Consider the following 22813-nt stretch of genomic DNA (forward strand, 5'->3'; position numbering starts at 1 on the left):
GCGGGGCGGCTGGGCGCGCTACGGGATGACGACGACGGGTCGTTGTGCGCGGCGCGCCAGCCGGCCCGCCACCGAGCCGAAGATCCGGCCCACGATGCCGTGCGTGGAGCCCACGACGATCGCGTCGGCCGAGTACTCGCGGCCGACCTCCTCCAGTTCGTGGCAGATGTCGCCGCCGCGCTCCACGAGCACCCAGGGCACTTCGGCGAGGTAGTCCGCGCAGGCGAGCTCCAGACCGAGGACCTCGGTGCGGTGGTCGGGCACGTCCACGAAGACGGGGGGCTCGCAGCCCGCCCAGACCGTGGTCGGCAGCCGGTTGGCGACATGGACGATGATCAGCCCGGAGCCCGTCCTCCGGGACATGCCGATGGCATAGGCGAGGGCCCGCTCGCTGGAGGTCGAGCCGTCGAAGCCGACGACGACCCCATGCCGGAAGGCGGGATCGCACGGACGGCGCGCTTGTTCGGCCGCCTGCGGGTCCGACATGGGGTCGGCTACCCGCTTGCGGTCCGCGGGTTCGGGGATTTCGTGACCGGCCATCGGTGTCTCGGCGAAGAGAGTCCTCGTGAGGAGAGCGACGTGGGGAAGATGCGTCAGCGGGTGGTGTCGTGGTGTCCGGGAATCATCTTCCCAACCCCTTACCCCCAAGGGTACGGCGCCATTCCTCCACTGCCCGTCCCGCGCACGGCGCATGCGACGTTTTCCGGAGCATGCCCGAGACCGGCCCCGTATGGCAATGCCGGTTGCCCGGTACACCGACGTCCCGGCCGCCGCCCGAGGCCCCGCCCCGGCCGCTCAGGCCCGGCCCGGGGCGGCCTCACGGGCCCCCGCGGCGCCCAACCGGAAGCCACCCGTCCGGGCGACGGGGCCGACGCCCGGGGCCGCGTCCGGAACCCATCGGGCGACCGGCCGCCGCCGCGACCCGGTGGCCGGTATTCGGCTGCCGGCCAGACCCGGCGCTCCGGCCCGTGCGACCCGGCCGCACGACCCGGCGAGGGGGCGCGCGGGGGCGGATGGGCGCCCCGGGTTGTGCGCCGGTAGAACGACTGATTTCCGCACACGCGACCGTACATTTCCAGCCAACTTCAGGGACCGGTCGGTTCCTTGCCGAAATGGCCGGTCAACCCCCTTGCCACCAGGCAGGAAGAGACCGACCGGTACGCTTCCGCCCAATGGGGACGGGCCATGAACGCCGGACGCACTTCCCTGCACGACTCACGAGTGAAACGCTTCGTGATCGAACGCTTCCCGCCAGGTTGCCTTGTCGACAATGAGCCGGTTGGTGAACTTGTCACGACGGCACCACGGGACGCAGTAGATTCGATCTTGGGCGTCGAAGGCCGGGGACTCGTGCACGACCGAGGGGACAAGTGCAGGTGCGACAGGCCCGCAAGGACCAGGAAGACGCGAACACCGAGGGGGGCTTAGCGTCATGAGCCAGGACTCCGCCACCGCAACGGAGGCTGTACGGAAGCTGGGCGGACGACGACGCCGGGAAGTCGTCGCCGTACTGCTGTTCAGCGGTGGCCCCATCTTCGAGAGCTCCATCCCGCTGTCGGTGTTCGGAATCGACCGCCAGGACGCGGGAGTTCCGCGCTACCGCCTGCTCGTGTGCGGCGGCGAGGAGGGACCGCTGCGCACCACCGGGGGACTCGAACTGACCGCGCCCTACGGGCTGGAGGCGATCAGCAGGGCCGGCACCGTCGTGGTGCCCGCCTGGCGCTCGATCACCTCACCGCCGCCCGTGGAGGCCCTGGAGGCGCTGCGCCGCGCCCACGAGGAGGGCGCCCGCATCGTCGGGCTGTGCACGGGGGCCTTCGTGCTCGCCGCCGCCGGCCTGCTGGACGGCCGCCCGGCCACCACGCACTGGATGTACGCGCCGACGCTGGCCAAGCGCTACCCGTCGGTCCACGTCGATCCGCGCGAGCTGTTCGTCGACGACGGCGATGTGCTGACCTCCGCCGGGACGGCGGCCGGCATCGACCTCTGCCTGCACATAGTCCGCTCGGACCACGGCACGGAGGCCGCCGGGGCACTCGCCCGACGGCTCGTCGTACCGCCCCGGCGCAGTGGCGGCCAGGAGCGCTACCTGGACAGGTCTTTACCGGAGGAAATCGGCTCCGACCCGCTCGCCGAGGTCGTCGCCTGGGCGCTGGAGCATCTGCACGAGCAGTTCGACGTGGAGACGCTGGCCGCGCGCGCCTACATGAGCCGGCGGACCTTCGACCGCAGGTTCCGCTCGCTCACCGGCAGCGCACCGCTCCAGTGGCTGATCACCCAGCGGGTGCTGCAGGCGCAGCGGCTGCTGGAGACGTCCGACTACTCGGTGGACGAGGTCGCGGGCCGCTGCGGCTTCCGCTCACCGGTGGCGCTGCGCGGGCACTTCCGCCGCCAGCTGGGCTCCTCCCCCGCCGCGTACCGGGCCGCCTACCGGGCCCGCCGTCCGCAGGGCGGGGTGCCGGAGCCGGTCGCGACGGTGACGGAGGTGGCGGTGCCCGCCCAGGGGACCGCCGCGAGCCGCCGGACCGCCGTCGCGGGCCCGTCCGCCGCCGCTTCCGCGGTGCTGGACGCGGGCCGCGCGGAGCACGCGAAGGCGGGCCCCGACGTGTACGCCGCGGGGCGCCCGGCCCTGCCCGGACAGCGGAGCGCCCCGTAGGGTGGGGCGCATGAACGACCGCATGGTGTGGATCGACTGCGAGATGACCGGGCTCTCGCTGGCGGAAGACGCACTCATCGAGGTGGCCGCGCTGGTCACCGACTCGGAGTTGAACGTGCTCGGCGAAGGGGTGGACATCGTGATCCGCCCGCCGGACGCGGCGCTGGAGACCATGCCCGAGGTGGTGCGGCAGATGCACACCGCCTCGGGCCTCCTGGACGAGCTGGCCGGCGGCACGACGCTGGCCGACGCCGAGGAGCAGGTCCTCGCCTACGTCCGGGAGCACGTGAAGGAGCCCGGCAAGGCCCCGCTCTGCGGCAACTCGGTGGGCACCGACCGCGGCTTCCTCTCCCGCGACATGCCGCTGCTGGAGGGCTACCTCCACTACCGGATCGTGGACGTCTCCTCGGTCAAGGAGCTGGCCCGCCGCTGGTTCCCGAGGGCGTACTTCAACAGCCCGGAGAAGAACGGCAACCACCGGGCCCTCGCGGACATCCGCGACTCCATCACGGAGCTGCGGTACTACCGCGAGGCGGTCTTCGTGCCCCAGCCGGGCCCGGACTCCGAACGCGCGAAGGGGATCGCGGCACGGGTCTCCGGACCCCGGGCCTGACGCCTCCGGGAAGCCGCTGGTCACCGCCCCTCCGCGGGGCGGGACCGGCGGCCGGGGAATGAGGGCGCGAGCACCCTCCCCGACCCTGTACACTTTTTCTCGGCCGGTCGGAAACGACCGGACATGGTGGGTATAGCTCAGATGGTAGAGCACCTGGTTGTGGTCCAGGATGTCGCGGGTTCGAGTCCCGTTACTCACCCTTGATGAAGAAGGGCCGGTTCGCTTGGGCGAACCGGCCCTTCTCTATGGTCGGGCTATCCCACAGTCGACGAGAGGAACGCTCATGCGCGCCCGGAGTATCGGCACGGCCGCAGCGGCGGCACTGGCGCTGGTGGCAGCCCGCGACCTCGTACAGAAGAAGCACGCGCTGCTCAGGAACTTTCCCGTGATCGGCCACGCCCGGTATCTGCTGGAGAGGATCGGGCCGGAGCTGCGGCAGTACGTCGTGACCTCCAACGAGGAGGAGCGCCCCTTCAGCCGCGACCAGCGCACCTGGATCTACGCCTCCGCGAAGGAGGAGAACAACTACTTCGGGTTCGGCACGGACATGGACGTGGAGCATGTGCAGGGCCACGCGTACGTGAAGCAGCGCACGTTCGCCGGCCCACTGCCCGGCCTCCACGACCCGCAGGCCCCGCTGCCCTCGGCCAAGGTGCTGGGCGGTCCGCGCGGGCGGGCCAAGGCGTTCCGTCCGGCGAGCGTGGTGAACATCTCCGCGATGAGCTTCGGCTCACTGTCGGGCGCGGCCGTCACGGCTCTGAACAAGGGCGCGGCACTGGCCGGCGCCCTGCAGAACACCGGCGAGGGCGGCCTCTCCCCGTACCACCGCAACGGCGGCGACCTGATCCTCCAGATCGGCACCTCGTACTTCGGCTGCCGCAACGAGGACGGCACCTTCAGCCTCGACAAGCTGAAGGAGATCGTCGCGGGGGCCCCGGTCAGGGCGATCGAGATCAAGATCTCGCAGGGCGCGAAGCCGGGGCTCGGCGGGCTGCTGCCGGCGGCGAAGGTGACCTCCGAGATCGCGGAGATCCGGGGTATCCCGGAGGGCGAGGACTGCGCCTCGCCCTCCCGGCACACCGCGTTCCACGACGTCGACTCGATGCTCGACTTCGTCGAGCTCCTCGCCGGGGAGACCGGTCTGCCGGTCGGCATCAAGAGCGCCGTGGGCGACATGGGCTTCTGGGAGGAGCTGGCCGCCCTGATGGCGCGGGGCGACCGCGGGGTCGACTTCGTGACCGTGGACGGAGGCGAGGGCGGTACCGGGGCGGCTCCGCTCATCTTCTCCGACTCGGTGTCCCTGCCGTTCCGGATGGGCTTCTCCCGTGTCTACGGCACCTTCGCCGAGCAGGGCCTCACCGACGACATCACCTTCATCGGCTCCGGCAAGCTGGGCCTGCCCGAGAACGCCGTCGTCGCGTTCGCCCTGGGCGCCGACATGGTCAACGTCGCCCGCGAGGCGATGCTCTCCATCGGCTGCATCCAGGCGCAGAAGTGCCACACCGACAAGTGCCCCACCGGCATAGCCACCCAGGACCCGTGGCTGGTGCGCGGCGTCGACGCGCCCTCGAAGGCGATACGTGCCGCCGTCTACCTGCGCACCCTCCGCAGGGAGCTGCTGAAGGTCTCCGGCGCCGTCGGCGTCGCCCACCCCGGGCTCATCACCACCGCCGACATCGAAGTCATGAACGGCGACTACGACGCCCGTGGCCTGGCGAGCGTCTACGGCTACAAGGACGGCTGGGGCGAGCTGGCCCCGCACCTCGCCCAGGAGATCACCGCCCTGCTCACCGGGCCGGGCCCGGCGCCCGAGGACCATGCCTGACGCGCGACGAGCACCCTGAGCGCACGTGGCCCTCACCCTGGTCCATCGCGGGGGTGCTGCGGTGCCCGTGCGTGCGGCGGAAGCCCTCTACGCCCAGGGCCTGTCCGGGGGGCACGTGAGGGTGCGGGCGCAGGGCCCGTGCCCTCACGGCGCCGAGTGCGGTGTGCGGTGAACGCTTCCGCCCGGCGCCGGGCGGTCGCGGGCTCCGCGCAGGCTGGACACGGCGGCCCTCACGACGAGTCGCGGACCACCAGTTCCGTGGGGAGCACGATCTGCGGGCGGTCCGCGTTCTCGCCGGCGATCGTGTCGAGCAGGACCCTGGTCATGGTGCGGCCCATCTCCTCGATCGGCTGGCGCACGCTGGTGAGGGCGGGGTCCATGTGGCGGGCCACGGCGGAGTCGTCGAAGCCGATGAGGGCGACGTCGTCGGGGATGCGGCGGCCGGCCTCGCGCAGGACCTGGCGGGCGCCGGCGGCCATGACGTCGGACGCGGCGAAGACGGCGTCCACGTCGGGGCGGCGGGCGAGCAGGTCGCGCATGGCCTGGACGCCGCCCTCCTCGGAGAAGTCGGCGGGGGCGATCAGCCGCTCGTCGGGTTCCAGGCCGGCCTCGCGAACGGCCTGGCGGTAGCCGTCCAGGCGGCGCTGGGAGGCGTAGACGTCGAGCCGGCCGGTGATGGTGGCGATGGTGCGGCGGCCGCGCGAGACGAGGTGCTCCACCGCGCCGCGGGCCCCCTCGAAGTTGTCCGAGTCGACCGAGGAGAGCGGTTCGGCGGCGGATCTGCGGCCGTTCATCACGGCGGGCATGCCGAGCTGTTCGAGCAGGTCGGGCAGCGGGTCGTCGGCGTGCACGGAGACCAGCAGCACGCCGTCCACGCGGTGCGCGGTGAGGTACTGGGCGAGCCTGCGGCGCTCCCGGTCGCTGCCGACGAGGGTGAGCAGCAGCTGCATCTCCGTGTCGGCCAGGGCGGCGCCGACCCCGCGCACGATGTCGGAGAAGTAGGGCTCCGCGAAGAAGCGGCTCTCCGACTCGGGTACGACGAGCGCGATGGCGTCCGTGCGGTTGCCGGCCAGGGCGCGGGCCGCGCGGTTGGGTACGTAGCCCAGCTCGGCGACGGCGGCCTCCACCGCCTCCCGGGTGTGGGCGCTGACCCGGGGCGATCCGTTGATGACGCGTGAGGCCGTGCCCCGGCCCACCCCCGCCCGTGCCGCGACCTCTTCGAGCGTGGGCCGGCCCCCGCTCCGTACTCGCGCTGCCGTCATGGCTGCCTCCCGTTCGCGGTCAATTTCTCACAGTCGGATAACCAAACCAAGTCCTGGTGTTGGTTCCCTTGACACTCTGCGGGACCGGTCGGCCGCTCCCCCGCTCCGTTCCGTGGGAGCGCTCCCACTCTACGCGCGTGGTCAAGCGGGACGCACAGGCCGGGGCGCCGCGGACCGCTGATGGGGAGGAAACGGCTGAGACCCGGCACGGGTGCCGGGTCTCAGCGGGCCGGTACGGGTCAGGACGTACCGGAGAGGGAGGGGTGGTGTCAGGCGCGACCGTCCTGCGGGGGCAGGGCGTGGCGGCGGATCACGTCGGCGTACCAGTGGGCGCTGGCCTTCGGGATGCGGCGCTGGGAGGCGTAGTCCACGTACACGGCACCGAACCGCTTCGAATAGCCGTACGCCCACTCGAAGTTGTCCATCAGCGACCAGAGGAAGTAGCCGCGCACGTCCGCGCCGTCGGCCACCGCCCGCTGCACGGCGTCGAGGTGGCCGTGCAGGTAGGCGATGCGCTCGGGGTCCTGTACCCGGCCCTCGGGCGAGACGTAGTCGTCGAAGGCGGCGCCGTTCTCGGTGACCATCAGCGGGATGCCGGGGTGGTCCCGGGTGACGTCCATGAGGAGGTTGTAGAGCCCGTTGGGGTCGATCGACCAGTTCATGGCGGTGGTCGCCTTCCCCTCGGCGAGGTGGAAGGCGACGTGCTCGGAGCCGGGCCACGGCGAGTAGTCGCTCGCGCCGTGGCCGTCGTTGCGGGTGTCCCCGGTGCCCTCGGCGGGCGTGGAGACCAGGGTCGGCGTGTAGTAGTTGATGCCCAGGACGTCGACCGGGCGCGAGATGGCCTCCAGGTCGCCTTCCTGGACCAGCTTCGACCAGTCCACCAGGTGCGCGGTGTCGGTGAGCAGGTCCTCCGGGTAGGCGCCGTGCAGCATCGGGCCGGTGAAGACGCGGTTGCCGACCGCGTCGATGCGGCGGGCGGCGTCCACGTCCGCCGGGCTCGGCGTCAGCGGGCGCACCTGGTGGAGGTTGAGGGTGACCGAGGTCTGCGCGGTAGCGGGGAGTTGACCGCGCAGGACCTCGATCGCCCGGCCATGGGCGAGATTGAGGTGATGGGCCGCCCGCAGGGCGGAGGCGGGCTCGGTGCGGCCGGGGGCGTGCACCCCGGAGCCGTAGCCGAGGAAGGCCGAGCACCACGGCTCGTTGAAGGTGGTCCACGTGCCGACGCGGTCGCCGAGGGCGCCCGCCATGATCGCGGTGTAGTCCGCGAACCGCTCGGCGGTGGCGCGCTCGGGCCAGCCGCCCGCGTCCTCCAGCTCCTGGGGCAGGTCCCAGTGGTAGAGGGTGGCGACGGGCGTGATGCCGGCCTCCAGCAGCTCGTCGACGAGCTTGCGGTAGAAGTCCAGGCCGCGCTCGACCGCGGGGCCGCGGCCGGTGGGCTGGACCCGGGACCAGGAGATGGAGAAGCGGTACGCCTTCAGCCCCAGCTGCTTCATCAGGGCCACGTCGTCGCGGTAGCGGTGGTAGTGGTCGGCGGCGATGTCGCCGGTGTCGCCGTTGCGGACCTTGCCGGGGGTGCGGCTGAAGGTGTCCCAGATGGAGGGCGTGCGCCCGTCCTCGGCGGCGGCCCCCTCGACCTGGTAGGCGGCGGTGGCCGCTCCCCAGAGGAAGCCCGTCGGGAACTTCGTGGTCTCGGGCGCCGGCTTCGGTGCGGTGTCGGGTCGTACAGCAGTCATGCGGGAGCGCTCCCAGGAAGTGACGGACAGGGGCCTGACAGGGTGGGGCTCCGGAGCCCGTACGGTCCGCGGTGCGGGCGAGGACCGTACGGGGCGTCCGGGACGGTGAAGAGGCGGGCGGGGGTCAGCCCTTGACGGCGCCGGACATGATCCCGCCGACGATCTGCTTGCCGAAGACGACGAACACCACGAGCAGCGGCAGGGTGCTGATCAGCGCGCCGGCCATCACGATGCTCGTGTCGGGCGTGTAGGAGGCGCTCAGCTGGCCGAGGGCCACCTGAAGGGTGGGGTTCTGCTGGTTCAGGGCGAGGTAGGGCCAGAAGAAGTCGTTCCACGCCTGGACGAAGGTGAGCATGCCGAGCACCATCATCGCGGGGCGGGCCACCGGCAGCACCACGCTCAGCACGATGCGGAAGTTGTTCGCGCCGTCGATCTTGGCGGCCTCGATCAGCTCGTACGGCAGTGCCTCGCTCAGGTACTGGCGCATGAAGAACACGCCGAAGGCGCTCACCAGGGTCGGGAAGATCACCGACTCCAGGTTCCCGCCCCAGCCGAGGTCGGCCATCATCATGAACAGCGGGACGACGCTGAGCTGCGGCGGGATCGTCAGGGTCAGGATGACGCCGGTCATCAGGGCACCGCGGCCGCGGAAGCGCATCTTGGCGAAGGCGTAGCCGGCCAGGGTGCAGAAGAAGAGCGTCGCCGCCGTGATGCAGCCGGCCACGATGATGCTGTTGACGATCGCCTTGCCCAGGTGGGCCTGGGTCCAGGCGGCGTCGAGGTTGTGGAAGAGCCGGCCACCCGGCAGGAACGGCGGGGTGGTGGCCAGCACTTCGTCCTGGGTGTGGGACGCGGCCACCAGGGTCCAGTACAGCGGCAGCAGCGAGCCGATGCCGACGACGGTCAGGGCGATGTAGGCGAACGGGCCGCCCTTCAGCTGCTGGCCGGCGCCGGGCTTGAAACGGCTCGGGCGCTTCGCCGCGCGGTGGGCGGAACGTACTGGGAGGCCGAGCTCCGGAGCTTTGGTGGGGCTGGTCATGGTCATTGGATATCGCTCCCGGTCAGACCGCGGATTTGCGTACGAAGCGGCCGATGAGCCAGTTGACCGCGGCGATGATCAGCAGGAGGGCGAGCATCGCCCAGGCCACTGCGGCGGCCGGGCCGAGATGCTGCAGGTTCCAGCCGTAGTTGTAGAGGTAGACGCTGAGGGTCTCGTACTGATTCTCGTTGCCGCCGGTCGCGCCGAGCGTGCCGCCCTCCAGCAGCAGGGGCTCACCGAACAGCTGCATGGAACCGATGGTCGAGATGACGATCGTGAAGAGGATCGTGGGCCGCAGCGAGGGGATGGTCACCTTGCGGAACTGCTGCCAGCGCGAGGCACCGTCGAGCGAGGCCGCCTCGTACAGGTCGGACGGGACCGCCTGCATCGCGGCCAGGTAGATCAGGGTGTTGTAGCCGGTCCAGCGCCAGATCACGATGACCGAGATGGCGATCTTGGACGTCCAGTGGCCGTTGGCCCAGTTGGTGTCGCCGAGGCCGACGAAGTGCAGCGCCCAGTTCAGCAGACCGCCGTCGGCCCGGAAGACCAGGGCGAAGACGAGCGCCGCGGAGGCCACCGAGGTGGCGTACGGGGTGAGGATGATCGTCCGCCAGAAGGTGCTGGCGCGCAGCTTGTAGTTCAGCAGATGCGCCAGGCCCAGCGCGACGAGCAGCTGCGGAACCGTCGACATGACACCGATCAGGAAGGTGTTGCTGACGGCCGTCCAGAACTCGGAGTCGTGCAGGATCCTGTCGAAGTTCTCCCAGCCGACCCACTCCATCTGGTCCATGCCGGTCATCTCGACCCGGTGCAGGGCGATCCAGCCGGTGTAGATCAGCGGGTAGAGCCCGAAGGCGCCGAAGATGAGGAAGAACGGGGCGATGTAGGCGTACGGCGACGCCTTGTCGTCGAACCGCCAGAGCCGGCTCCGCCACGTCTGCCGGCGGGTGCTCACCGGTTTGCGCTGGGAGCCGCGGGGTGGCGGCGCGTATGCGTCCCGGGTGGGAGTCGAGGTGGCCACGAGCGGGAGTCCTTCCCTGGATTGCTTGAGTTACCCGGGTACGGGGCATGGGCCGAAGGCGTGCGCGGTGGGCTTCCACGGGGCGGCCGGGAAGGTACCCGGTCGCCCCGTGCAAGCCCGCCGGAACGGCACGGGCCACCCCGCGGGCGGGGGGTGTCCGTCGATCGGACCCGGCCCTGATCGACAGGACGCCCCCTGGGGACACGCAGGTGCGGGCGGCCCTGGGGCCGCCCGCCGCTGCGACGGTCAGCCGATCACCTTGTCGATCGACTTGGTCGCCGCCTCCCACGCCTTGTCGGGCTTGGTGCCGCGCTGCTCCATGTTGTTGATCTGGGTGGAGATGGTGTCCTTGATCGAGGCGTCCTTCGGGCCGAGCACCGTCTCGGGGATGGACTTGGCCTCGTCGGCGTAGATCTGGCCGATCGGCGCGTCGTTGAAGTACGGCAGGGTGGCGTTCTTCACGTCCGGCAGGTCGTACGCGCCCTTGTTGGACGGGAAGACACCGATCGCCTTGAAGACGGCGGCCTGCTGCTCGGGGGCGGTCAGCCACTTGACGAGCTCGCCGGCCTCCTTGACGTGCTTGCCGGCCGTCGGGACGCCGAGGAACGAACCGCCCCAGTTGGCGGCGGTCTCACCGGGGGCGGTGGTGATGTCCCACTTGCCCTTGTTGCCGTCACCGGCGTTCACCGAGATCTGGCCGGCCATCCAGGCGGGGCAGGCCACCGTGGCGATGGTGCCCTTGCGCAGAGCGGCCGCCCACGGGTCGCTGAACTGGGCGAGGCCCTGGGTCAGCTTCTTGTCCGCGGCCTCGGCCGCGAGGTTCCAGCCCTGCTTGACGCTGGGGCTGTCCTTGTAGATCGGCTTGCCGCTCGCGTCGTAGTACTGCTCCGCGTTCGAGCTGACGACGGCGTTGTACATGGCGCTGGCGGAGTCCATGTAGAAGGTGCCCGCCGGGGCCTTCTTCTTGTACTCCTCACCGAGCTTGAGGTAGTCCTCCCAGCCCCCGGAGATCTTGGCCGCGACCTCCTTGCGGTCGGTCGGCAGGCCGGCCTTCTTGAAGAGATCGGTGTTGTAGCAGAGCGACATCGGGCCGATGTCGGTACCCGCGCCGATCACCTTGCCGTCCTTGGTGGTGGCCTGCTTCTCCTTCCAGGACACCCACTCGTTGACGTCGATGACCTTGCTCAGGTCGGCGAACTGGTCCGCCTTCGTGTCGACGAGCTCCTTGATGCGCCCGACCTCGAGACCCTGGACGTCGGCGAGGCCGCTGCCCGAGTTCAGCTGCTGGAGCAGCTTGGGGTAGTAGACCTTCTCATCGGCGGTCGTGTCCTCCTTGACCGTGATGTTCGGGTGCAGCTCGTGGTACTTCGCGAAGAGGCCGGCCTCCTTGTAGCCGAACTGGCCGAAGTCGGCGACGGTCAGCGTGATCTTCCCGTTCGCATCGGAGGACTCGTTCGACGAGTCGGAGTCGTCGCTGCTGCAGCCGGTCAGCAGCAGGGCCGAAGCGGTCAGGCCCGTGGTGGCCAGAACCGCGACTCTGCGGCTCCGGCCGGCGACGGTGCGGGTGATACGCATTCCACTACTCCTTGTTCCAGGGTGGGACTGGCTCACTGCGTGGCATACGCGCTGGTGAGTGCGGGTGCCGGATGGGTCAGGGGGGAGGACACGGGCAGTGCCGTTCACGCGAGAAATCCTCGTGCGATGTGGGAGCGCTCCCATGCGTCGATGTCGGAAGATTGCTGCCTGGGAGGGGTGGGTGTCAAGAGTTGAAGACGCTTCCGTTGCGCGAGCGTGTCCTGCAAGTCACGAGACCGTGTCCGGCCGAAGGCTTGCCAAAGCGGAACGCCCTCGGGTGCGGAAGCCGAGGTTCCCGAATTCCCGCAGGTGAGAGGCGTATTGGGGGTGGATCATGGAGTGGTGGCCGGGAGAAACCGGCGAGTGCGCCGGTTTCTCGGCATCCCCCGGAAACACTTTTCCGGACCCCCGAACCCCCCTGAGGGGCCCGCCGGGAAGTGAACGGGGCACCACGCGGTGGGGGCGCTTGAGCCCACTCACGCGTTCTTTGCCCGAACTCGATGTCCGCATGGTGGCCGGAGCGGGGATTGCGGCGGTGGCCGGGACGAAGTCGGCGCGGCGGCCGGAACGAAGTCGGCACGGTGGCCGGAACGTTGCCCTACGGATGAGCGGTCAGGCCGCACGCAGGCGGGCCAGGGTGCCCTCCAGCTCCTCCTGGGCCGCCCGTGCCGCCGACTCCGCGTCGCCCGAGACGACCGCCGCGACCAGCGCCCGGTGCCCCGCGTGGCCGTGCTGCGGGTCCTCCCGGCGCAGCCCGAGCAGCTCCACCAGGTCGATGAGCCCCTGCCGCAGCGCGGGCACGAACTCGGCGAACAGGTCGCTCAGCACCGGATTGTGCGCGGCCGCCACGACCGCCCGGTGCACGGCGATGTCCGCGTCCACGAAGCCGGCGTCGTCGGTCCCGGCGCCGGCGGCCAGGCGGGCGGTGAGCGCCGCGTCCAGGGCGGTCAGGTCCTCGTCGGTGCGGCGGTGCGCGGCCAGGCGGGCGGCCTGCACCTCGATCAGCATGCGCACCTCGTAGACGTCGGTGACCGAGGCCCGCCGCAGCCGCACCGGCCAGTCCTCCACGGCGTGGTCGGCGACGACGAAGACACCGGCGCCCTGCCGGGAGCGGAGCAGGCCGAGCGTGGCGAGCGTACGCACCGCCTCACGGACCGTCGAGCGGCCCACGCCCAGCTCCCGGGCGAGAGTCGTCTCGCCCGGGAGCTTCGTGCCGACCGGCCAGTGCCCCTCGGTGATCCGCGTGCGCAGATGGCTGGTGGCCTGTTCGACGAGGGGACTGGGGCGGAGGGGGCCGAGCGGGGACACGTCGTTCACCTGTCAGGTTGTCTGAGGGGTTGCGTTCTGGTTACTGTACCGGCCATGACGTACCGCGGTCTCCTTCTTCTCGGCTGCCGCGGCGGGGCCTGAAGCGATCGGCACCCCGCCGCGGGGTGCCGTGCTGGGCCGGTCGCATCCGGCGATGCGAGAAGAGACACCGTTCATGCCCGAGTTCATGCCCGAGTTCATGCCCGAGTTCATGCCCGAGTTCATGCCCGAGTTCATGTCCCAGTCCATGTCCACGGCCACGGCCGCGCCCGACGCCCGGTCACCCCTGCACGGCTTCCCCACCATCTGCACCCCCCGCGGCCCGGTCCCCGACGGCGCGCCCCGCTGGAACCCCCAGCGCTCCAGCTCCATGCCGTCGCACCGCTACCGCTCCGCTTTCGACCGCGTCGCGATCCCGCTGACCGGCCGGAGCTGGCCGCAGGCCCGTGTCGAACGGCCCCCGCTGTGGGTACCGGTCGACCTCAGGGACGGCAACCAGGCGCTGGCGGAGCCGATGGACACCCCGCGCAAGCGGCGGATGTTCGATCTGCTGGTGGCGATGGGCTTCAAGGAGATCGAGATCGGCTACCCGTCCGCGAGCCGCACCGACTTCGACTTCGTCCGGCACCTGGCGACGAGCGGGGCGGTGCCCGACGACGTCACGGTGGTCGTCTTCGCCCCCGCCAGAGCGGACCTGATCGAGCGCACCTTCGAGGCGGTCGCCGACATGGACCGGGTCGTCGTCCACCTCTACATCGCGACCGCGCCCGTCTGGCGCGAGGTCGTCCTCGGCCGGGACCGGGCCGGGGTGCACGGCGTGGTGCTGGAGGCCGCACGGCAGATGGGCCGGCTGGCCCGGGCCAGGCCCGGGGCGGACATCCGGTTCCAGTTCTCGCCGGAGGTCTTCATCCTGACCGAGCCGGACTACGTCCTGGAGGTCTGCGACAGCCTGACCGAGCTGTGGGACGCCTCGCCGGACCGGCCGGTCGTCCACAACCTGCCCGCCACGGTGGAGATCGCCACGCCCAACGTGTACGCGGACCAGATCGAGTACATGCACCGCCATCTGGCCCGCCGCGACGCGGTGATCCTCTCCGTCCACCCGCACAACGACCGGGGCACGGGCGTGGCCTGCGCGGAACTGGCCGTGCTGGCGGGCGCCCAGCGGGTGGAGGGCTGCCTGTTCGGCAACGGGGAGCGCACCGGCAACGTCGACCTGGTCAACCTGGCGCTGAACCTGCACGCCCAGGGCGTGGACCCGATGATCGACTTCTCGGACATCGACGAGATCCGCCGCACGGTCGAGCACTGCAACCGGCTGCCCGTGCCGCCGCGCCACCCGTACGGCGGCGACCTGGTGTACACCGCGTTCTCCGGCACCCACCAGGACGCGATCAGCAAGGGCTTCGCCCACCGCGCGAGCAGCGCGTCCGACCGGTGGGAGGTGCCGTACCTGCCGATCGACCCGGCGGACGTGGGGCGTACGTACGAGGCGGTCATCCGGGTCAACTCGCAGTCGGGCAAGGGCGGCATCGCCCACCTGCTGCGCTCCGGGCACGGGGTGGACCTGCCGGCCGGGATGCGGGCGGACTTCTCCCGCGCGGTGCAGCACGCGACCGACGAGAGCGGCCGCGAGGCCACCGGCAAGGACCTGTGGAACCTGTTCGAGGCCGCCTATCTGGCGCCCGGGCGGGACGGGTCCGTCGCGCTGACGTCCTGGTCGGCGCAGACCGGGCCGGCCGGTGAGCACCGGTTCGTCTGCACGCTGCGGGTGGACGACCGGGAGGGCGACTACGAGGGCACGGGCACCGGCCCGGTCACCGCGTTCGCGGACGCGCTGGCGGCGGCCGGGGTGGAGGCGGGCGTCCTGGACCTCGCGGAGCAGGGGCCCGCGGGCCCGGCCGGGGTGACCACGGCGTACGCGCGCTGCCGGGTCGGCGGCGAGGAGAGCTGGGGCGCGGGCCGGGACGACTCGGGCGTCGCCGCGTCGGTGGCGGCGGTGCTGTCGGCGGTGAACCGGGCGCGGGGGTAGCGGCCACCGGGAGACGAAGGGGGCGCACCCCGGCCGGGGGTGGGGGGAATGGGGACCGGCCGGGATGCGCGGGGGGAGGTGGTTCCTGGGGTGGCGTCGGGCGGGGCTACTCGTAGGCGCCGAACGCCTTCGTGAAGGCGAGCGGTTCCTGCGTGATGGAGCTGCACGTGGCGTCGGCGGTCGGCTTGGCGCCGCCCGCGCACTCCTTGTCACGGGTGGCCGACCACATCGCGAGCCAGGCGAGGCCCTTCTCCTTGGCGAAGGCCACCAGCTGGGTGGCGTCCTCGACCTTGAAGACCTCGGTGCTGACGTCGTTCACGCCGATCATCGGGGTGACGGCGACGGCCTTCCATGCGTCCGCGTCGGAGAGCCCGAGCACGCCCTTGATCTGGGCCTGGGTGGCGGTGGCCGCCTGGACGGCGTACGTTCCCATGTCGCCGCTGTACGAGGCGCCGTAGTCCATCGCCATGATGTTGACGGCCCCGACGTCCACGCCGTTCTTCCTGGCGTCGGCGATCAGGTCGACGCCGGGCTGGGTCAGGCCCTCGGGCATCACCGGCAGGGTGAAGGAGACGTCCAGGCCGGGGTGGGACTTCTGGAGCTGGGCGATGGCCTGCGAGCGGCGGGTGTTGGCGGCGGTGTCGGGCAGCGCGCCGCCCTCGACGTCGAAGTCGACCTTGGTCAGCTTGTACGTGTCGACGACCTTGCCGTAGGCGGCGGCGAGGTCGGCGGCCGAGGAGCAGCGCAGGGCCAGTTCGGAGCCGGCGGCTCCGCCGAAGGAGACCCGGACGTCGCCGCCCGCCGCGCGCAGAGCGCCGATCTGGGAGGCGACGTGGTCGTCACCGAGGCCGGTGACACCGCCCCAGAGCGGGGCGCAGCTGCCGCCGGAGGTGATGAAGGCGAGGTTGAACTCCTTGACCCCGGTCTTGCCGGCGGTGCCGACCAGGTCGTACGCCGGGTAGAGCGAGGTGTCGACGTACGGGGCGAAGCGGGCGCCGCTCGCCGTGCCGCCGTCGCCGGTCTTGGTGGGCGTGGGGGTCGGGGTGGGAGTGGCCGTGCCGGTGGGCTGCCCGGTGGGTTTGCCGGTGGGGGTGGCCGTGGGGACGGGGGTGGCGGTCTCGGTGGGGCGGCCGCTGGGCTCGGGGGTCGCTCCGGTGTCGACGGAGCACTTCGCGCCGTCGATGAGGCAGCCGGTGGGGTCGGCGGCCGTGCCGTCGGAGCTGGTGACGAAGCCGATGGTGACGGACTTGCCGGCGGCGAGCTCCTTGTCCCAGCTCGCCGGCTTGACCGTGACGTGGCTGCCGCTGACGGTGTGCTCGCCGTTCCACAGGGAGCTGATCCTCGTGCCGGCGGGCAGGTCGAATTCGAGCGTCCAGCCGGTCTTCGCCGTGCCGGTGTCGTTGGTGACGACGTACTGCCCGGTGTAACCGCCGGTCCAGCCGCTGGTCCGGGTGTAGGCGGCGCCGACCGCCGCGGCCTGGGCCGTGCCGGTGAGGGCGAAGACCGTTCCGCCGATCACGGCCGCGGCGACGACCGCGCCGACCGCCTTGGTCCTGGTGCCCACCGTGCGCCGGTGCGTGCTGGTGCCCATCGCGTTCCTGCCTCGTCATACGGAAGTGGGGGATGCGGGAGCACGCTAGCGGCAGCGAAAGGGGCGAATGGGGCGAGCCGGGCCGGAGTTGATGTTCTTAGGGTTCGCTTAAGGAGCGCATCGGCCCCGCTAAAGGTTCCGACCGCCCCGCGGACCGGCCGGGGCGCGGAACAGGGCGGGTCAGGCCGGGGCGCGGAACAGGGCCGGTCAGACCGGGGCGCGGAACAGGGCCGGTCAGACCGGGGCGCGGAACAGGGCGGGTCAGACCGGGGCGCGGAACAGGGCGGGTCAGACCGGGTTTCAGGGTTTCAGGCCACGCCCTGGTGGCCGCGCCGCTTGGCGCCGCGTCGCTGCCGGCCCACCCGGTGGCCGCGTCCGCGCTGCTCGGGCCGCTGTCCGTCGAGCCCGATCCAGACCCGCACCTCGGTGCCGCCGAGCACCGAGCGGCCGATGCGCACGTCGCCGCCGGTGGACTCGGCGACCCGGCGGACGATGTCGAGGCCGAGGCCGGTCGAGCCCACCGCACCCCGCGCCCCGCCGCGCCCGCTGCCGCCGCGTGCCAGGGCCGCCTTCGGGTCCGCGATGCCGTCTCCCGCGTCCGAGACCAGCACGATCACCGCGTCACCGCTGTGGTGCACGTCGACCGCGAAGGCGGTGCCCTCCGGGGTGTGGCGGAAGACGTTGCCGAGCAACGCGTCGAGGGCGGCGGCCAGTTCGGGGCGGGCGACCGGGATGCGTACCGTACGGTCCACCCCCGCGAGGCGCACCTCGCGGCCCTCGTCCTCGGCCAGCGCGGACCAGAAGGCCATCCGTTCGCGGATCACCTCACTGGCGTCGCAGCCGGTCCCGGGCCCGCCGGGCTGGGTCTGCGGGCGCTGTTCGCGGGCGGTCCTGATGATCGTGTCCACCTCGCGCTCCAGCTGCTCGACGGCCGCCCGGGTCTGCTCGGCCGCCGGGCCCTCGCCGAGGGACGCGGCGTTCAGGCGCAGGACGGTGAGCGGGGTGCGCAGCCGGTGCGAGAGGTCGGCGGCCAGTTCCCGCTCGTTGGCGAGGAGTTGGACGACCTGGTCGGCCATGGAGTTGAACGCGGTTGCGGCGGACCGGAGTTCGGTCGGCCCGTCCTCCGGGACGCGGGTCCCGAGCCGCCCCTCCCCCAGGTCGTGGGCGGCGCGGGCGAGGCGCCGGGCCGGCTCCACCATGCGCACCCCGAGCCGGTCGGCGACCGCGACCGAGCCGACGATCAGCGCGATGCCGACGGCCGCCAGCATCAGCCAGGCCGTGGCGACCCCGTGGGAGACCTCGTCCTCGGGCACGAACACCTCGACGACGGCGATGTTGTCGGGGCCCAGCGCGGTCGGCTGGAGCAGCGCGGAGCCGCCGGGCACTTCGGTGATGGAGGCGCGGCCGGTCTCCCGTACGGTCTCCAGGTCCTTGCGGGTGGCGCGGCGGCGGCCGATCTCCACGGGGACGCCGTCGGCCTCGCCCGCGGCCGGGATGTGGACGGCCATCCGGTCGGCGGCCCCGGGTTCGGTGGTCATCACGGCCGTCTCCAGCTGGGCGCGGTCCGTGGTGATGGAGAGGGTGGGGGCGATCGTCGCGGCCTGGCGTTCGGCGTCGGAGAACGCGCGGTCGCGGGCCATCTCCTTGACGACGAGGCCCAGCGGCACGGCGAAGGCGACCACGACCATCGCGGTGACGGCCAGGCAGACCTTGACCAGCGCCCATCTCATGCGGGCCGCTCCGGGGCCGGGGGCTGGAGCTTCACGCCGACGCCGCGCAGGGTGTGCAGATAGCGGGGCCGGGCGGCCGTCTCGCCGAGTTTGCGGCGCAGCCACGAGAGGTGGACGTCGATGGTCTGGTCGTCGCCGTAGGACTGCTGCCACACCTCGGCGAGGAGTTCCTTGCGGGGGACGACGACGCCGGGGCGCCCGGCCAGGAAGGTGAGCAGGTCGAACTCGCGGCGGGTGAGGTCGAGTGCGGCGCCGTCGAGTTCGGCCTGCCGGCGCAGCGGGTCTATGGCGAGGCCGCCGACCCGGATGACGCGCGAGGGCGGTGCCTCGCCGCCGCTGGCCCGGGCGCGGCGCAGCACGGCGGCCATCCGGGCCGAGAGGTGTTCCACCGAGAACGGCTTGGTGAGGTAGTCGTCGGCGCCGTCGTTGAGCAGCCGGACGATCTCGCTCTCGTCGTCGCGCGCGGTCGCGATGATGACCGGTACGTCGGTGATGCCGCGCAGCATCTTCAGCGCCTCGGACCCGTCGAGGTCGGGCAGTCCGAGGTCGAGGATGACCACGTCGAAGCGGAAGTGGGCGACCTCGCGCAGCGCTTCGAGGGCGGTGCCCACACTCCGTACGGTGTGGGCGGCCTCCGTCAGGTGCCGGATGAGGGCGGATCGTACGAACTGGTCGTCCTCGACCACGAGCACACTTGGCATGGGCGGCACCGTACGCCATCGGACGCGCTCCGGTCCGGCGGGTGACCCTACTCGGGCAGGCGGCCCCGCCGTGGTGCAGGATGTGCCCGATGCAACGAGGACTCGTACACGCGCTGGCGTGGTCGCTCGCCACCGGCGCGGCGGTCACGGTGTCGTGGTGGGGTGTGCACACCGTCCTGGCGGGGACGGTGTACGACCCGCCGCGCGCGGTGCCGATCTCGTCGCCGACCGCGCGGACCCTGGCGTCCTCGACGCACCGCCCCGCCCCGCCCCCGCCGGCCTCCCCCAGCCCGACGCCCCGGGCCACCACCCCGAAGCCGGCCGCGCCCACGTCCCGTACGCCCTCGCCGTCGCGCACCCCGGCGAACACGCCCCGTCCGGCGTCCGGGGGGACCGCTTCCGCCGGGACGGCGAAGAGTTACGCGACGGAGGGCGGCCGGATCGTGTTCGAGATCGGCGCCGACTCGGCGCGGCTGGTGTCCGCGACCCCGGAACCGGGCTGGTCGATGCAGGTGTGGACGAACACCACCTGGATCCGGGTGGACTTCGCCAGGGACGACGGCACGACGGTCTCCGTCTTCTGCACCTGGAACGACCATCCGCCGCTGGTGGACATCGTCAAGTCGTAGCGCCGGTGGAGCCGTCAGTGGAAGGCGGATGGGGGCGGCGGCGGTGACGGGCGGGCGTCCGCGTCGTGCACCGGGGCGGCGCCGCCGGTGAAGTCGGCGAGCGCCCGCCCGTGTTCGACGCGTCCGGGGTGCGGGTCGGTCGCCACCCGGCGGGTCAGCTCCGCGACCTTCGGGGCCGTGTCCGACGCGAGCAGGACTGCGTTGCCGAAGCGGCGGCCCCGCCACACCGTGGGGTCGGCGGCGAGGGCGAGTTCGGGGAAGACCGTGGCGGCGGTGGCGATCTGGCCGCGCAGGTGGGCCAGCGGCGGCCCGTCCGCGAGGTTGGCGACGTAACTCCCGCCCGGCTTCAGGACGCGGCGCACCTCGGCGAGGAATTCGGTGGAGGTGAGGTGGGCGGGGGTGCGGGCCCCGCTGAAGACGTCCGCGATGACGAGGTCGGCCCAGCCGTCCTGGACCTTGCCGAGCCCGGCGCGGGCGTCGGTGGACCGGACCCTGATCCTGGCCTGCGGGTCCAGCGGCAGTTCACGGCGCACCAGCTGCACGAGGGCGGCGTCCACCTCGATGATCTGCTGGGTGGAGCGGGGGCGGGTGGCGGCGATGTACCGGGCGAGCGTGAACGCCCCGCCGCCCAGGTGCACCACGTGCAGCGGCTGCCCGGCGGGGGCGGCCAGGTCCGCGATGTGGCCGATCCGGCGCTGGTACTCGAAGGAGAGGTACGCCGGGTCGTCGAGGTCGACGTGGGACTGCGGGGCGCCGTCGACCGTCAGCGTCCAGGCACGCCGGCGCTCCCGGTCGGGGACGAGTTCGGCGAGGCCGCCGCCGACCTGCTCGGAGACGTTGCCCGCCGCCGTGCCGCGCGCCCCCTTGTGGTCGGCCTTGCGGTCCGCGCGCTGCTTGCGGTCGCCGCCGCCGGCCGCTCCTCGACGTGCCACTGCTTCTCGCCCTGCTCACTGCTCATCGCGTCCGGTGACGGGCCGGTCGTGCGACCCGCCGTCCGGTCATTATGGGCTCAGTGGCAGTTGTCGGCCGCCTCGATCAGCCGGGCCGCCTGGTCGAGCGCGGCCCGCAGCGCGGCCGGGTCGGTGACCGGGGTGTCCTCGGCGGGCGGCAGCAGCCAGCCGCTGCCGGAGACCGGCGGCTCGGCGGGGATGCGCAGCCCGCGGCCGTCGGTCCGCGTACAGGCGCTGCCCGGTACGTCCCAGCCCTGGGCGGTGCCGGGCGGCACCAGGAACCCGAGGGTGTCGCAGGTGCCGTCGTGGATGACCGGGCCCACGGCCTCCTGCGCCGCGCCCCGGCGCAGGATGTCGACGGCCTCCAGACCCTGCCGGGCGGGCACGGTCACCAGATCGCAGGGTTCGTCGGCGGGTGCCGTACCGCCGGCCGCGGCCGTCGTCGTCGCGGTGGTCGTCGTCGCGGTGGTCGTCGCGGTCGTCCGCGAGCCGGTCGCCATGTCGAGATGCAACAAGGGACCTCTCCTCTCATCGCCGGGCGGAGCCGGACTCCGTCTCCGCATGGACCAACGCCCCAACCGCGTCAAGGGCTACGGTGCAGCACCGCCGCAAAGGGTGGCAGTTCATGGCGGATCGCGACCGAGATGCCCGGTATGTAGGTAAACGCTGCGTGTGCGCCCCGTCACAGCGGGTACGTTCTTGCTCCGCCGGGACACCGGAAACGACGCCCGGCTCGCACCAGAGAGGGCCCCGCCATGGTGTCGACACCGGCCGTTCCCAACCTCGCCTTCCGGCGGCTGCGCGGCCCGCGCTCCGCCGGGGAGTTCGCCGCCGCGGTACGCAGGGCCGCGCGCGAGATCGGCGAGCAGGTCGCGTGCGACGCCCGGTACATCGGACGCGTGGAGTCCGGCGAGATCCGCTGTCCCAACTACGCGTACGAGCGGGTCTTCCTGCACATGTTCCCCGGGACCACCCTGGAGGACCTCGGCTTCTCGCCGCGCGCTTCGGTACGCGGCCGGGCGGCCAGGCCCGCGGCGGGCGTCCCGCAGCCCCCGACTGCCCCGCTGCTCGCGCCCGGCAGCGACACCGACGAGGAGAGCGACGTGCTGCGTCGCGTATTCATGACGAGCGGCACCACCGCGGTGGCCGCCACCTCCCTGGGCCTGGGCCTCGGTGGCCCGGCGGCCGCCTCCCTGCCCACGCAGCGCCGGTTCGGCGAGGCGGAGGTGAGCGCCGTCGAGAGGGCGGTGCGGCAGATCCGGCTGCTGGACGACCGGCACGGCGGCGACTGGCTCTACCGGCGTGCCGCGCAGCCGCTGCGCGCGGCGTACGCGCTGCTCGACGCCGGGACCGCGAGCCGGGGCGGCACGGCGGACCGGCTGCACTCCGGCGCCGGTGAGCTGGCCATCTCGGTGGGGTGGCTGGCCCATGACTCCGGCCGCTTCGAGGACGCCCGCTCGCACTACGCGGAGGCGCTGGCCACGGCGCGGGTGGCCGGGGACCCTGCCCTGGAGGCGCACGCGTTCTGCAACGCGTCGTTCCTGGCCCGCGACACGGGCCGGCCGCGCGAGGCGGTACGCGCGGCGGAGGCGGGGCAGCGGGCCGCCCAGCCGCTGGGCTCCCCCCGGCTGCGGGCGCTGCTCGCGCTGCGGGAGGCGGGGGGCCGGGCCGGGCTCGGGGACCGCACGGGCTGCGAGCGGGCGCTCGGCCGGGCGCACACCGCGTTCTCGCGGGGGGCGTCGGGGGCGGACCCGGAGTGGATGAGCTTCTTCCGCGAGGCGGAGCTGGAGATGCTGGAGGCGCAGTGCTGGGCGGCGCTGGGCGACTGGTCGCGTGCCGCGCGGCACGCGCGGCGGGCGGTACGGCTCCAGGACCCTCACTTCACCCGGAACCTCGCCCTGTACCGGGCCGAACTCACCACGGACCTGGCCCGCGCGGGTCGCGCGGAGGAGGCGGCGGCCACGGGCCACGAGGTCCTTGACCTCCTGGAACAGGTCCGGTCCACGCGCATCCGCGCCATGCTGACGGACGCGGTGGCGGCCCTGGGGCCGCGGGCCGGGGGCTCGGCGGAGGTAGCGGACTTCCTGGACCGCTACCAGGTGGCGACGGCCACCACGTAACGGCCCTGCCGGGCCGATTCCAGCCGGT

The 22813-nt window shown here is 72.4% G+C and carries 18 protein-coding genes and 1 tRNA gene; 7 read left to right on the forward strand and 12 right to left on the reverse strand.

Annotated elements, in window-relative coordinates:
• Positions 1–18 precede the first annotated feature (18 nt).
• Complete coding sequence (locus E6R18_RS21325; protein WP_136318500.1) at positions 19–540, reverse strand: universal stress protein; 522 nt, start codon at positions 538–540, stop codon at positions 19–21.
• Positions 541–1432: 892 nt separating this feature from the next.
• Here E6R18_RS21325 and E6R18_RS21330 point away from each other — a divergent pair.
• The 4 genes from E6R18_RS21330 (at position 1433) to E6R18_RS21345 (ending at position 5094) form a co-directional block, all read left to right on the forward strand.
• On the forward strand, positions 1433–2656 hold the full coding sequence (locus tag E6R18_RS21330; protein WP_136318501.1) for a helix-turn-helix domain-containing protein: 1224 nt from the start codon (positions 1433–1435) through the stop codon (positions 2654–2656).
• 10 nt (positions 2657–2666) lie between these two features.
• Positions 2667–3269 carry an oligoribonuclease gene (orn, locus tag E6R18_RS21335; RefSeq protein WP_136318502.1) on the forward strand — a complete coding sequence of 201 codons (603 nt, stop codon included), beginning with the start codon at positions 2667–2669 and terminating at the stop codon, positions 3267–3269.
• A 126-nt stretch (positions 3270–3395) separates the two neighbouring features.
• Positions 3396–3468 (forward strand) — tRNA-His (locus E6R18_RS21340).
• An 84-nt stretch (positions 3469–3552) separates the two neighbouring features.
• Positions 3553–5094, forward strand: coding sequence for an FMN-binding glutamate synthase family protein (locus tag E6R18_RS21345; protein ID WP_136318503.1), 1542 nt, complete (start codon positions 3553–3555; stop codon positions 5092–5094).
• A gap of 230 nt (positions 5095–5324) precedes the next feature.
• On the opposite strand, the gene E6R18_RS21350 is transcribed toward E6R18_RS21345, so the two are convergent.
• From E6R18_RS21350 to E6R18_RS21375, 6 genes are all read right to left on the reverse strand, one after another.
• Complete coding sequence (locus tag E6R18_RS21350; RefSeq protein ID WP_136318504.1) at positions 5325–6356, reverse strand: LacI family DNA-binding transcriptional regulator; 1032 nt, start codon at positions 6354–6356, stop codon at positions 5325–5327.
• A gap of 269 nt (positions 6357–6625) precedes the next feature.
• Positions 6626–8089 carry a GH1 family beta-glucosidase gene (locus E6R18_RS21355; protein ID WP_136318505.1) on the reverse strand — a complete coding sequence of 488 codons (1464 nt, stop codon included), beginning with the start codon at positions 8087–8089 and terminating at the stop codon, positions 6626–6628.
• Between the two features lie 124 nt (positions 8090–8213).
• Entirely contained in the window at positions 8214–9134 is a 921-nt protein-coding gene (locus E6R18_RS21360; protein WP_136318506.1) for a carbohydrate ABC transporter permease, read from the reverse strand.
• 16 nt (positions 9135–9150) lie between these two features.
• The gene (locus E6R18_RS21365; RefSeq protein ID WP_136318507.1) at positions 9151–10149 is read right to left on the reverse strand and encodes a sugar ABC transporter permease; all 999 of its coding nucleotides are present in this window, start codon (positions 10147–10149) and stop codon (positions 9151–9153) included.
• A 246-nt stretch (positions 10150–10395) separates the two neighbouring features.
• Positions 10396–11724, reverse strand: coding sequence for an extracellular solute-binding protein (locus E6R18_RS21370; protein ID WP_136318508.1), 1329 nt, complete (start codon positions 11722–11724; stop codon positions 10396–10398).
• Positions 11725–12336: 612 nt separating this feature from the next.
• On the reverse strand, positions 12337–13032 hold the full coding sequence (locus E6R18_RS21375) for an FCD domain-containing protein (protein ID WP_206308348.1): 696 nt from the start codon (positions 13030–13032) through the stop codon (positions 12337–12339).
• A gap of 223 nt (positions 13033–13255) precedes the next feature.
• Here E6R18_RS21375 and E6R18_RS21380 point away from each other — a divergent pair, with 223 nt between their 5' ends.
• A complete protein-coding gene (locus E6R18_RS21380; RefSeq protein ID WP_136318551.1) occupies positions 13256–15064 on the forward strand; it encodes a 2-isopropylmalate synthase in 1809 nt (602 codons plus the stop codon).
• Between the two features lie 106 nt (positions 15065–15170).
• Here E6R18_RS21380 and E6R18_RS21385 read toward each other — a convergent pair whose 3' ends face one another.
• The 3 genes from E6R18_RS21385 to E6R18_RS21395 all read right to left on the reverse strand — a co-directional run bounded on the left by E6R18_RS21385 (position 15171) and on the right by E6R18_RS21395 (position 19086).
• On the reverse strand, positions 15171–16655 hold the full coding sequence (locus E6R18_RS21385; protein ID WP_136318510.1) for a cellulose binding domain-containing protein: 1485 nt from the start codon (positions 16653–16655) through the stop codon (positions 15171–15173).
• Positions 16656–16963: 308 nt separating this feature from the next.
• Complete coding sequence (locus E6R18_RS21390) at positions 16964–18385, reverse strand: HAMP domain-containing sensor histidine kinase (protein WP_136318511.1); 1422 nt, start codon at positions 18383–18385, stop codon at positions 16964–16966.
• Positions 18382–19086 (reverse strand): response regulator transcription factor, encoded by a 705-nt coding sequence (locus E6R18_RS21395; RefSeq protein ID WP_206308344.1) that lies wholly within the window; start codon positions 19084–19086, stop codon positions 18382–18384. Before E6R18_RS21395 ends, E6R18_RS21390 begins: the two co-directional genes overlap by 4 nt.
• Before the next feature lie 89 nt (positions 19087–19175).
• Between E6R18_RS21395 and E6R18_RS21400 the strand changes: the two genes are divergently transcribed.
• Entirely contained in the window at positions 19176–19715 is a 540-nt protein-coding gene (locus E6R18_RS21400) for a hypothetical protein (protein WP_136318512.1), read from the forward strand.
• Positions 19716–19729: 14 nt separating this feature from the next.
• Here the strand turns inward: E6R18_RS21400 and E6R18_RS21405 are convergent, their stop codons facing one another.
• Together E6R18_RS21405 and E6R18_RS21410 are read right to left on the reverse strand one after the other, a co-directional pair.
• On the reverse strand, positions 19730–20647 hold the full coding sequence (locus E6R18_RS21405; protein ID WP_136318513.1) for a fused MFS/spermidine synthase: 918 nt from the start codon (positions 20645–20647) through the stop codon (positions 19730–19732).
• Positions 20648–20724: 77 nt separating this feature from the next.
• The gene (locus tag E6R18_RS21410; RefSeq protein WP_206308345.1) at positions 20725–21180 is read right to left on the reverse strand and encodes a hypothetical protein; all 456 of its coding nucleotides are present in this window, start codon (positions 21178–21180) and stop codon (positions 20725–20727) included.
• Positions 21181–21420: 240 nt separating this feature from the next.
• Between E6R18_RS21410 and E6R18_RS21415 the strand changes: the two genes are divergently transcribed.
• A complete protein-coding gene (locus E6R18_RS21415) occupies positions 21421–22785 on the forward strand; it encodes a tetratricopeptide repeat protein (protein WP_136318514.1) in 1365 nt (454 codons plus the stop codon).
• Positions 22786–22813: the final 28 nt, after the last annotated feature.

The sequence above is a fragment of the Streptomyces sp. A1277 genome (assembly GCF_004795015.1).
Taxonomy (GTDB): Bacteria; Actinomycetota; Actinomycetes; order Streptomycetales; family Streptomycetaceae; genus Streptomyces.